At 74.0% G+C, this 11,736-nt stretch carries 8 protein-coding genes; 3 read left to right on the top strand and 5 right to left on the bottom strand.

Features of this window, described 5'->3' with window-relative positions; genetic code table 11:
* The 3 genes from HSO01S_RS18070 to HSO01S_RS18060 all read left to right on the top strand — a co-directional run.
* The coding region (locus HSO01S_RS18070) for an FAD binding domain-containing protein (RefSeq protein ID WP_066044136.1) at window positions 1–945 on the top strand (945 nt) is incomplete at its 5' end.
* Between the two features lie 88 nt (window positions 946–1,033).
* Window positions 1,034–1,459 (top strand): cupin domain-containing protein, encoded by a 426-nt coding sequence (locus HSO01S_RS18065; RefSeq protein WP_066044133.1) that lies wholly within the window; start codon window positions 1,034–1,036, stop codon window positions 1,457–1,459.
* Window positions 1,456–2,448, top strand: a complete 993-nt coding sequence (locus HSO01S_RS18060) for an amidohydrolase family protein (protein WP_218003840.1) — start codon at window positions 1,456–1,458, stop codon at window positions 2,446–2,448. The genes HSO01S_RS18065 and HSO01S_RS18060 overlap by 4 nt, the downstream gene beginning before the upstream one ends.
* A 160-nt stretch (window positions 2,449–2,608) precedes the next feature.
* On the opposite strand, the gene HSO01S_RS19665 is transcribed toward HSO01S_RS18060, so the two are convergent.
* The 5 genes from HSO01S_RS19665 to HSO01S_RS19170 all read right to left on the bottom strand — a co-directional run.
* The gene (locus tag HSO01S_RS19665; RefSeq protein ID WP_066044130.1) at window positions 2,609–4,918 is read right to left on the bottom strand and encodes a cell wall-binding repeat-containing protein; all 2,310 of its coding nucleotides are present in this window, start codon (window positions 4,916–4,918) and stop codon (window positions 2,609–2,611) included.
* 106 nt (window positions 4,919–5,024) lie between these two features.
* Complete coding sequence (locus tag HSO01S_RS18050) at window positions 5,025–5,822, bottom strand: ABC transporter ATP-binding protein (RefSeq protein WP_084361831.1); 798 nt, start codon at window positions 5,820–5,822, stop codon at window positions 5,025–5,027.
* Window positions 5,819–6,724, bottom strand: coding sequence for an ABC transporter ATP-binding protein (locus HSO01S_RS18045; RefSeq protein ID WP_066044127.1), 906 nt, complete (start codon window positions 6,722–6,724; stop codon window positions 5,819–5,821). The genes HSO01S_RS18050 and HSO01S_RS18045 overlap by 4 nt, the downstream gene beginning before the upstream one ends.
* Window positions 6,721–10,023, bottom strand: a complete 3,303-nt coding sequence (locus HSO01S_RS18040) for an FtsX-like permease family protein (RefSeq protein WP_066044124.1) — start codon at window positions 10,021–10,023, stop codon at window positions 6,721–6,723. The genes HSO01S_RS18045 and HSO01S_RS18040 overlap by 4 nt, the downstream gene beginning before the upstream one ends.
* Window positions 10,020–11,736 (bottom strand): hypothetical protein (locus HSO01S_RS19170; protein ID WP_169800007.1); only part of this gene is annotated, 1,717 nt, incomplete at its 5' end. The genes HSO01S_RS19170 and HSO01S_RS18040, both read right to left, overlap by 4 nt.

Genomic DNA, 11,736 nt, shown 5'->3' with positions numbered 1-11,736 from the left:
TCCTGGGGCACGTTCTACCGGGCGCTGCTGCACGACTTCGGCACCGAGCACTACCACCTCGGCGCCTCCGCCCACGGGTTCGACGACAGCGGCGACACGGCCACCGTGCACTTCACCGACGGCAGCAGCCAGACCGCCGACCTCGTGGTCTTCGCCGACGGGATCAACTCGCCGGCCCGCGAGCAGTTCGATCCGGATGCCGTGCCGTCGTACTCGGGGTACGTCGGGTGGCGGGGCACCGTCCCGCTGCGGGATCTCACCCCGATCACGCAGATGCTGATGGGCGACGCGATCACCTACTCAGTGGTACCGAACTCGCACATCACCCTCTACCCGATCCCGGGGGAGGAGGGCGTCGAGGCCGAGCACCAGCTGATGAATTACGTCTGGTACCGCAACGTGCCGGAGGGCCCCGAGCTCACCGAGCTGCTCACCGGCACCAACGGGATGGTCGGCGCGGTGTCGCTTCCGCCCGGGCTGGTGCAGGAACGGTTCATCGCCGAGCTCCGCGAGGAGGCGGCCGCGGTGCTCGCCCCCGCCGCCGCCGAGGTCGTGCTCGCGACCGCGGAGCCCTACCTGCAGGTCGTGCTCGACGTGCGGTCGAAGCGGATGGCGCTGCACCGCGCGGCCCTGATCGGCGACGCGGCCTGCAGCGCCCGGCCGCACGCCGCCGCCGGCACCGCGAAGGCCGCCGCCGACGCGTGGGCGCTGCGGGATGCGCTGGTCGCCGCCGAGGGGGACATCCCCGCGGCGCTCGCCGCCTGGGAGCCGAGTCAGCTCGAACTGAGCCGGCAGTTGCTCGAGCGCGTGATGGAGATGGGCGACCGCTCGCAGTTCCTCGGCACCTGGACCCCTGGGGACCCGAGCCTGCGCTTCGGGCTCTACGGGCCGGGCGTGCTGTACCCGGAGGACCGGGCGAGCGCTGGCGCCGGCGCGGTCGCCTGAGCCAGCCAACCGGCCCGCTCTCCCGCCCCCGTCATCCACCCCAACCCTTCCCTACCTACCCTCGTCCCGCATCCGAACGGAGATCATCATGAGCGACTTCCTCGCCGACCTGCCCCTGGCGGGCACCCTGATCGGCACCGACTTCGACGGCTGGAGCGACGAGCTCCGCCAGGAGTTCGCCGACCACGCCTTCGACGGGGCCGTCGGCTCCCGCCTGCTGAGCGAGGACGGCCGGGTGCGGGTCTGGGAGATCCGTCTGGCGCCGGGCGAGCGCTGGCACGCGCACCGGCACGTGCTCGACTACTTCTGGACGGCGGTCAACGCCGGGACGAGCCGGCAGCACACCTTCGACGGCACCACCCGCGATGTCTCGTACGATGCCGGGGAGACCCGCCACTTCCACTTCGGACCAGGGGAGTACCTCTTGCACGACATCCAGAACGTCGGAGACACCGAACTCGTGTTCACCACCGTCGAGCACCTCGACAGCGACAACGAAGCGCTCGTGCTGTGAGCGCCGTGACGGATCGCCGGCAGGTCGACCTGCGCCCCGGCCCGATCGACGTGCACGCGCACTGGCTGCCCCGTGACCTCTTCGGCCTCCCGCCGGGCGCGCCCTTCGGCGGCATCACCGATCGCGACGGCCAGATGTTCATCGGCGACACCCCGCTCTCGATCGACACCCGGCTGATGAGCGACGTCAGCGCGATCCGGGCCGACATGGAGCGCTCCGGCATCGGCTCCCGGGTGCTCTCGGCGCCGCCATTCGCCTTCGCGCTCGGCACCGCGGAGGGCACCGGGGAGTACGTCGAGTCGTTCAACGGCGAGCTCGCGCGCGTGGTGACGGATGGCGAGGGCTGGTTCGCCGGCTTCGGGTGCGTGAGTCTCGCCGATCCGGATGCCGCGTCCCGTCAGCTCGGCGAGCTGGCCGCGACCCCGGGCATCCTGGGCGTGGCGATCCCGCCGCTCCTGGGGGCCGGGTCGCTCGACGCCGAACCGCTGGAGGGTGTGCTGCGCCGCGCGACCGAGCTCGGGCTCGCGGTGCTGGTGCACCCGATGCAGCTGCCGTCGCCGACCCTCGCGAAGCACTACCTGGTGAACCTCATCGGCAACCCGGTCGAGACGGCGACCGCGATCGCGTCGGTGCTGCTCGGCGGGGTGACCGAGCGCATCCCGGAGCTGCGGATCTGCTTCGTGCACGGCGGCGGGTGCGCCCCCGACCTGCTCGGCCGCTGGAGCCACGCCTGGCACGCCCGCCCCGACGTCTCGGCCGGGTCGAGCGTGCCGCCGGAGGAGGGCTTCCGCTCGCTCTGGCTCGACACGGTGACGCACGACACGGATGCCCTCGACCTGCTCGCGAAGAAGGCGGGCGAAGGGCACGTACTGCTCGGCAGCGACTACCCGTTCGACATGGCCGACACCGACCCCGTGGTGCACGCGGTCGAGCGCGGGCTCAGCCGGGAGCGGCTCGAGGTCGACGCGCGGGCGTTCCTGCAGCTCTGAGCCGCAGAGTGCCCTACGAACCGCAGAATGCCCTCGACCCGTCAGTTGTTGTCGCCATCCGTGGGGAATAGCGACGACAACTGACGGATCGAGGGCATTCGGGGGTGCGCCCGAGTGGGGTGAGCGGGCGGGGCGGCCCGGGGGGACCGCCCCGGCGGGGTTACGGGCAGACGGTGAGCGACTCGACCGAGGCGCTCAGGGAGTTCGGCCCACCGAGCAGCATGACCGTGTCGGCCCCGAGCGAGCGGATCGCCGAGCGCACGCCGGCCGGCACGCAGTCCGTCGGCACCACGTACAGCGGTGCACCGCGGAGACCCGCGAGTGCGGCGCCGGCGAGGGCGTCGGGGTAGTTGTAGCCGGTGGCGAGGAAGACCTGGTCGGCCGAGCTGAACGCCGCGTTGTTGATGGCGATCGAGGCGCTGAAGCGGTCCGGGCCGTCGAGACGCTCGACCGAGGTGACGCCGGTCACGGTCGCCAGCGATGCCTTGACGCCCTCCGAGACCGAGTTCGGGCCGCCCGCGATCGTGACCTTCGAGATGCCGAGGCCGGCCAGGGCGGTCTTCGTGGCCTGGCTCACCGCGCTGTCGGTGCCCGGCACGAGCACGACGGGCTCGCCCTTGGTTCCTGCCGCCGCGCTCGCCGAGAGGGCGTCGGGGAAGTTGGCGCCGGTGGCGACGTAAGCGTTCGGCACGGTCGCGCCACCGAAGGCGTTGCGCACGACCTCGAGCGAGGTCGCGTAGCGGTCGGCCCCCTGGATGCGCACGACCGAGTCGCCGGTCAGGCCCGTCAGAGCGGTGTAGACCGCGTCGGAGACCGAGTTCGGCCCGCCGACCACGACGATCTTGCTGGGCTTCAGACGCTTCAGCTCGTCGCTGACCGCGGTGGGCAGCGCATCCTGGGCCGTCAGCAGCAGGGGTGCGTGCTCCTTCACCGCGGCCGGGGCGGCGGAGAGGGCGTCGGCGAAGTTGTAGCCGGAGACGACGTAGGCGGTGCCGGCCGTCTCGGGGTAGGCCTCCTGCGAGACCGCGATCGCACCCGCGATGCGGTCGACACCGGAGAGCCGGTCGACGGCCGGGGTGAAGGTGATCGGGGTGTAGGTCTCGAAGGGGGCGTAGACCGCGCCGCCGGCCGGGTAGGTGTAGACGCCGTAGTTGCCGTCGGCGAGTGCTCCGCTGAAGCCCTTCTTGACGGTCATGGTGACCGAGAAGGTTCCGTCGTCGTTCAGCAGCACGCCACCGGCCGCGCCGGTCGGGTCGACCGAGGCGAGCTGGGGAGCGCGCATGGCCCACTTGGTGTTGACGCCGTCGGCCTTGCGGGCCGAGCTCGGGGCGCCTTCCGACGCCTTCCAGGTGTCGAGGAAGGTGCCGAAGGCGATGTAGGTGCCGGTGAACTGGCCGGCCAGCGGCGGGCGCGTGCCCGAGGTGGCGGGAGCGTTCGGCAGGAAGCCGGAGCCCGAGACCGTGATCGTCTCACCGGCCGGGTTCAGGTCGTCTCTCTTCGAGACCGTGACGGTCGGGGTCTGCGTGACCGAGTAGTCGACGGTGAGCGGGGTGGTGACCTTGCCCGCATCCGTACCGCTGCCGCTGGAGTACCAATAGGAGGTCTGGCCGGTCAGCTGCTGGAAGTCGACGAAGCTCTGCGGGAACGCGCCCCAGGTGTCGCCGGACTTCGCCTGCGTCGAGCCCGCGGGGAGCGTGACCGAGACGCCGAGGTAGTCGGGGGTCGAGACGAAGCCGGTCGGCGTGACGTCGACCGAGCCGAGGTCGGCGATGGTGACCGTGGTGTCGGCGATCGGCACGTAGAGGTCGGGGTTCGCCATGTCCGACTGGTAGCCGCTGAGGGTCGCGGTGATGCTGCCCTCTCCGCCGGCGACGACGAGGTGCGGGTCGCTGACGAAGAACTGGGTCAGGCCGCCGTAGTACGCGACCGTGAAGTCGCCGTCCCAGCGGAGGTCGGCGTTCTCGGCCGCCGCATCCACGGTGCCGGTGCCCTTCGCGATCGCGACGCGGTTGCCGCTGTAGGTCTTCGCGGTCGGGAGGCCGAGGGGCGCGCCGGCCGGGGTGGTCGACAGGCCTGCCCAGGTGGCCGTGGCGTAGGAGCCGTCGGCCTGCTGCTTCTCGATCGTGGTGTTGCCGTCGGTGGCCTTCCACTCCGGCTCGAGGATCACGTCGGCGGCGTTGGTCTTCGCGATCTTGCCGGCGCTGAAGAAGTTGACGGCGCCCGAGTACGAGCGGTTGTTGCTCTCGTTGTTGAGGCCCCAGTGGAAGACCGCGTTGCTGATCGGAGAGCCGACCGCAGCGGGGGCTGCTGCCGAGGCTGCGGCCGGGGCTGCCGGGGCTGCCGGGGCCGCCTGGGCTGCTGCGGGAGCGGCGGATGCCGGTGCGGCGACGAGGGCGGAGAGGGCGAGCGCGGCGGTGAGGCCGGTCGCCAGGGCGGCGGCTGAGCGCGCCCGCGAGGGAATGGATTTCACGAAGACTCCGAGTCGGTCGGCGGGAGGGCGCCGCGGTGCGCGGCGATTCCCAGCGAACTGGAAGGGTTTCGGTTAGCCTACCCTTAACTAGGTAAGGCTTGCCTAATTAAATTACCCGACCATCCTGGAGCGTGATCACGGTGTCGGCGCGCGACACGAACGCCGGATCGTGCGTGGCGACGACCGCGGCGAGGCCGCGCGAGTGCGTGAGGGAGGCGATCAGATCCATCACCGAGGCCGCGTTGCCGCTGTCGAGCTGGCCCGTGGGCTCGTCGGCGATCAGCAGCCGGGGGTCGCCGACGAGGGCGCGGGCGATGCCGACGCGCTGGCGCTGCCCGCCGGAGAGCTCTTCGGGGCGCTGGTTCGCGTGATCGGCGAGGCCGACCAGTGCGAGGGCCTCGGTGACACGCTCGTCGCGCTCACGTGCATCCACCTGGCGGAGCCGCAGGGTGAGGCCGATGTTCTCGCGGGCGGTGAGGTCGTCGAGCAGGCCGAAGTCCTGGAAGACGAAGCCGAGGGTGTTGCGGCGCAGCAGCACGATCTGCTCGTCGCTCATGCCGGCGACGGGCTCGCCGTCGATCGCGACGGTGCCCGAGGTGGGGGTGTCGAGGGTGCCGAGGAGGTTGAGGAGGGTGGTCTTGCCGGCTCCGGATGCGCCGCGCACGACCACGAGCTCGCCCGGGTGGGCGGCGAGCGTGATGCCCCCGCAGGCGATCACGTCGCCGGCGGGGGTGCGGAAGACGCGGGTGAGGTCGTGGGCGCTGACGACGGGGGTGGAGGAGGTGGGTGTGCCGTCGGTCGGGGTTCGGGATGCGGTGGGTGCGGACTGCTCGGCAGCTCGCTCGGCCGCTCGGGCGGCTGCTCGGGTGAGCGGGGCGGGGGCGGGGCGGTCGGCGTCGGTCACGGGCGCGGCTCCTGGGTCTCGTCGGGGCGGACTGCGATCTGGTCGGGCTCGAGCGCGAGCCGCACGCGGTCGTGGAGGCCGAGAGCCGCGGTGAATTCGGCCGGGAGCTGCAGGCGCCCGACGCGGTCGAGCACCGCGAACTCCTCGGCGTGCACCTGCTCGGCGCCGTGCTCGTCGGTGCGGGTGCTGCGGACGGTCTCGGTCGAGGTGCGTCCGTCGCGGATCTGCACCGTGCGCCGCACGTGCTCGGAGACCGAGGGGTCGTGGGTCACGATCACGGTCGTGACGCCGTTCTGCTCGTTCACCGAGCGCAGCGCCTCGAGCACGTCGATGCTCGCGGCGTCGTCGAGTTCGCCGGTCGGCTCGTCGGCGAAGAGCACGCGCGGACGGTTCGCCAGGGCGACGGCGATGGCGGCGCGCTGCTGCTGCCCGCCCGAGAGCAGCTCGGGCCGGCGGTCGCGGAGGGCCTCGAGCCCAAGCAGCGCGATCAGCTCGTCACTGCGGGCGGCGCGCTCGGCCGGGCTGCCGGTTCGGGCGATCGACGTGACCGCGTCGATGTTCTGCTGCACGGTGAGGTAGGGCAGGAGGTTGCGCCCGGTCTGCTGCCAGACGAAGCCGACGTCGTGGCGGCGGAAGCCGACCCGCTGCTTGGGGGTGAGCGCCAGCAGGTCGTGTCCGGCCACGCGCACCGTGCCGGCCGTCGGGGTGTCGAGCCCGGAGAGGATGCCGAGGAGCGTCGACTTGCCCGATCCGGACTCGCCGACGATTGCCACGAGCTCGCCCGGGTCGACCCGCAGGTTGAGGCCCTGAAGCGCCTGCACCTCGACGCCGCGCGACTGGTAGACGCGCACGAGGTCGGCGCACAGCACGTCGGGGGTGGGGGAAGGGGTCACGCTCGTCATCCTCGTCGCTCTCGGTCGTCGGTCGCTGGGGTGGCCCTGCGGGGCCGGGTGCGGCGCAGTCGGGTCGTGACGGCGACGGTGGCCGCCGCGGCGACCGCGAAGACCGCGACGATCGCCGCCGACACCAGGGGGTCGACGACCACGGGCGGTTCGCCGGTGCCGTCGGTCAGCGCCGACGCGCCCGCGAACGGCAGCACGGCGAAGGGCACGAGGATGCCGGTCAGCACCCCCAGCACGCCCGCGACGATCACCGGGGGCGCGACCTCCCAGAGCCCCAGCGCGCGGACCTGCCGGCGGGAGACACCGAGCGCCTCGACCACCCCTGCCAGCACCCCACGCGAGCGCCGGCCGGCCGCGGCCGACAGGGCGATCGCCGCCACGGCGAGCAGCATCGAGACCCCGGTCGCGGTGATCAGGGCCACGGTGAGGGTGGCGACGCGGGGGCTGGCGGTTACCGCATCCGCCACCGACTGCGGTGTGACGAGCCGCGCCTCGGGGCCGGCGGCGGTCTGGATGGCGGCCAGGGTCGCATCCCGATCCGCCCCGTCGTCGAGGCGCACGAGCACCAGGTCGGCGAGGCCCGAGGTGTCGATCACCGCGCCCGAGACCGAGGAGTCGACGAGCAGCCAGTTCTCGGCGGCCGTGAACGCGACCTGCGGGGAGTGTGTGGCGGTGATGGTGAGCGGATGCCCGCGCAACGCGAACTTCTCACCGCCCAGCAGGGCCGCGGCGGTGTCGGAGGCGATCACGGGGATGGGGGCGTCGGGGTCGGCGGCATCCGTCGTGCCGAGGGTGCCGGTGCCGGTGCCGGTGCTCGTGTCAGGCTCGGGCAGGGTGATCGCACCCGGGAGGCCCTGCTGCACACGGGCGAGGGCGGCCGTGTCGGTGACCACGAGTCGGAGGAGCTTGCGGGCCGAGCCGACCGTGACGGTCACGGGGGCGTCACCGACGATCGCGGCCGAGGCCTCGACCCCGGGGGTGTCGGCGATGGCCTGGGTGACGTCGGTGGTCAAGCCCGGGCCGCTGACCGCGACATCCGCACCGACCTGCCCGGCCGCGGCGTCGTCGACCCCGGAGTGCACGGTGCTGAGGAACGCGGCGGAGAACAGCGAGACCGCGAGGCCGACGAGCACGCAGACCACGACGACGACCCCGGCGGCAGAGGGGGCTGCGGCGCGGGCTGCACCGATCAGGCCGATCGCTCCGCGGCGGGACGCGGTGGCCGTGCGGGCGGCCCGGAGCAGCAGCGGGAACACCCGGGCCGCGACCGCGCAGGCGCAGAGTGCGAGCAGGGCGGGAACCAGGGCGCCGAGGGCGTCGGGGGATCCGGGATGCTGGAGAAGGTCGACCACGGCGGCCGCGGTCACGAGGGCGAGGAGGGCCTCGAGCGCGAGGCGGGCGGCGGCCAGGGCGGGGGCGCGGGGGGTGGTGGCCGAGCTGGAGCCGGCCGAGCTGGAGCCGGCCGAGCTGGAGCCGAGGCCGAGCGCGGCCGCCCCGGTGTCGCCGCCGCTGCTGCTCCCGCCGGCGCCGCCATCGCGCCCGGCCCGGTTGACGATCCGGCCCAGCGCCGTCTGCGCGGTGAGTACGAGGGCCGGCAGCAGGGCTGCAGCCAGCACCGCCGCCGCGATCAAGCCAGGCGCAGGCAGCGCATACGCGGGGACTCCCGCCGCATTGACCGGCGTCGAGGCCTGCAGGACGAGGACGGCCCCGGCTCCGGTGATCCCGCCGATCGCCGCACCCGCGATGCCGGCGGCGAGCCCCTCGCCGGCGAGCAGGCCGGTGAGCTGCCCGGTCGAGGCTCCGCGCGCGGCGAGGAGCGAATAGGCCGAGGAGCGTGCCGTGCGCACGGCGCCCGCGATCAGCACGAGCAGGGCCAGGATGCCGATGGCCGGGCCGCTCGCGGTCATGACGAGGAAGGCGTCGGTGACGGCGGTGCGCGCATCCGAGTCGTCGAGGGCGTCTGGGAGGGCCGAGGTGAAGGCGTACTCGGCGGCGGGTGCGTCGTAGGGGTAGGGGGTGGTGGGGGTCGTCGGGGTGCCGGCTGCGGCATCCGTCGTCGAGGTGCCGGCTGCTGCATCCGTCGTCTGAGTGGGGTCGGACGCCCGGTCGGGCGCCGGCAGCGTGTAGTGGATGCGCGTGAAGGCGCGGATCGCGTCAGCCACGGCGGGTGCGTTCGCGGCCGTGACGGCGTCGCGGTCGACCGGCAGCCAGACGGTCGAGGTGGAGTGAGCGGGCAGGGTCGACAGCACGGTCCACGAGGCGGCGTTCGTGAAGGCGGAGCCGTAGGTGATGAGTCCGCCGTCGCCGGCCGGCTTGATCTCGGGCTCGATCGAGGCCGGGATGTTCGCCCAGGTGCTGTCGACTGGGTCGAGGGGGGTGAAGGTGCCGGTGAGGGTGACGGCCTGGAGGCCGCCGTCGGGCACCGCGAGTTCGCGGGTCTCGCCGAGGTTCCACTTCATGGCGTCGGCCGAGGGGGCGGCGAGGGCGATCTCGACGGGTTCGCGGTCGACTGGGGTGGAGGGGGAGCCGTAGACGTACTCGCCGGTGGCGGGGTTCTGGCCGGTGGTGCCCGTGGTGCCGGTCGTGGTCGCGGCGGGGGCGGCCGGGTCGGGGAGTCGCCCGTCGACGAGGGTGACGAGCGAGGCGAAGTCGGGGTCGAGGGCGAGCGAGATCGAGGTGGTGGGGAACGGTCCACCGCCGGGGGCCGCCGAGGCGAAGAGCTCGGGGAACACGACCACGTGACGCGGCGCATCCAGCACCCCGTCGAGTGCGGGTGGCACGGTCGAGCGGATGTCGCGGAGCGCCTGGTCGTCGGCGCCCCACACGGCGTCGATCGAGGGGTCGCGGGGTGGGGTGGGGGTGGTCCCGCTGGCGGTGCCGCCGGTACCGGTGCCGGTGTCGCTGCCGGTGGCGCCTGCGGTCGTGCCGGTGTCGCCGGTCGTGCCCGGGGCTGTGCCCGTGTCGCCGGTGGTGCCAGAGCCCGTGCCGGTAGCACCGGTGCCCGTCTCGCCGGTGCTGGTCCCGCTGCCGGTGCTGCCTGTGGCGGGGGCGGTGCCCGGGCGGGGACCGATGGCGGGGCCGCCGAGCGCAGTGGCGACGACGTCGAGGCGGCCGGGGCGCACGCCGTCGGTGAGGTCGTGCTGCACCGCGGCGGTCTGAGCGTGGTCGAGCAGGGCCGGGACGGCGATCCCCGCACCGCCGACGACCGCGGCCAGCACCGCGAGCGCGACGGTGGCGCCGGGCGCGGAACGTACGGTGCGCCTGAGCAGGGCGGGCATCCGGAGCGCGACCCGGTTCATCCGATCACCGCCGGGGTCGTGGCGGCCAGGCCGAATACGAGGGATGCGGTGGCCGGCCCCGCGCAGAGGAGTGCGGTCGCTGCTCCGGCAAGTAGGCCGGCCAGCACGGCGACCGTGACGGTGAGCGAGGTCTGGAGGGCCGAGCGGCGGGACTGCTGACGGTCGGTCATGCCGAGGGCGCTGAGCGCGGCGCGCTCGCGGCGCTGGGCACGGCGGAGCAGGGCGGCGGCCGCCAGCACGGCCAGAACGGCGAGGGCGGTCGCGGCGGCGGCGGAGGTCCAGAGGGCGCCGACCACCGGGCCGGTGAACCCGTCCGAGGTCGACCCCTCGCGCGTCACGAGCGACCACGGGACCGTGGTGACGCCCACTGCCGGTGTCGCGAGGTCGATGGTCGTGGAGGCGCTGGGTGAAGAGGATGGCTGAGCCGACGCCGCGATCCAGATCTGGTTCGCCTGGGGTACCGAGCCGCCGGCGACCAGCACCCCGCGGTCGAGGGCGGTGAGGTCGGCGGCGATGGTCCAGGGGTCGGTCGAACCGGGGATGCCGTCGGTGACCGCCGCGATCCGCGTGGCGACGACCCGGCCCGAGGTGGGGGTGATGTCGAGGGAATCGCCGACGGCCAGCCCGAGGTGCGAGGCGAGCGCGCTCGTGACGGTGACGGGGACCGGGGTGGTGGGCGCATCCACCTGCACCCGCGCCGTGGTCCGCTGAGCCGAGACGCTCACCGAATCCGCCGAGAGCCGCGCCGGGTCGATCGGCGAACCGCCCGTCGCGGTGACCGCCGTGAGGTCGACGGCGAGGTCGCCCTCGACGGGGGAGCGGGCGAGCGAGACGTCGAGCGCCAGCAGGTGGAAGGGCTCCGGGCCGGCCGGGAGGCTGGCCGTGAGCGTCGCGCCGGCCTCGGTGGTGGTCGCCGCGATGTCGACCGTGCCGAGGTCGAGGGCCGCGAGGGCGCCGTCGGCATCCGCGACCCAGGCCCGCACGCCGAGCACCCCGGGCCGGGCGGTCGTACCGGGGGAGGCCGAGGCCGAGGCCGAGGTTGAGCCGGACGCGTCTGCCGCGTCGGCGCCCAGCGCCGCGCCCGGGTCGCCGCCCGCGACGCCGGGCGAGGCGGTGGGATCGGTGCGCAGTGAGACCGCGAGGGCGGATCCGTCGAGGGCGGGCGTCGGCGCATCCGGGGTCACCGTGTCGCGCCCGGTGATCGCCCGCTGGGCGGGGGCGGGAAGGCCGAGCAGTGTGACCTCGTCGCGGGCGATCGTGGCCGACGAGGCGAGCACGGTCGAGGCCGCGGCCACGCCGGGGAGGGCGGCGTACCGGGAGGAGTCGGGTCCGGCGACGCCCGCGCCGACCGTCGAGTCGACGGCGAGGGCGAGCCGCAGGTCGGCTCCGGCGATGCGCTCGGCCGCCGTGGAGTTCTGCGCGCCGGCGGTGGCGGTGACGGCGGCGGCGTAGACGGCTCCGCCAGCGGCGAGGGCCACCACGAGGGCGGCCGCCGCGAAGACGGATGCACGCATCGCGACCGTGCGCCCCGCCAGGAACCGAGCCACCGACCCGCCCCCGCCACCGCGGCTCGACCGGCCGACGGCCCCACCGACCGGGCGGGGGCGTGCCGAGCGGGCGGCCACGAGGGTGGCGGCGAGGATCAACGCCGCGGTCACGGCGAGCAGGACGAGTGTCGGCGCCAGCACGGCGAGCGGCCCCGGGGCGCCGCCC

Source organism: Herbiconiux solani NBRC 106740 (genome assembly GCF_001571005.1).
Lineage (GTDB): Bacteria > Actinomycetota > Actinomycetes > Actinomycetales > Microbacteriaceae > Herbiconiux > Herbiconiux solani.
Note: the sequence above shows the minus strand (reverse complement) of the source record. Positions and strands in the feature narration are given on the sequence as shown.

What these genes read in the sequence shown, in the direction of transcription:
- HSO01S_RS18065 (WP_066044133.1), top strand. Translation starts at nt 1,034, where the DNA reads ATGAGCGACTTCCTCGCCGACCTGCCCCTGGCGGGCACCCTGATCGGC.
- HSO01S_RS18040 (WP_066044124.1), bottom strand. Translation starts at nt 10,023, where the DNA reads ATGAACCGGGTCGCGCTCCGGATGCCCGCCCTGCTCAGGCGCACCGTA.
- HSO01S_RS18045 (WP_066044127.1), bottom strand. Translation starts at nt 6,724, where the DNA reads ATGACGAGCGTGACCCCTTCCCCCACCCCCGACGTGCTGTGCGCCGAC.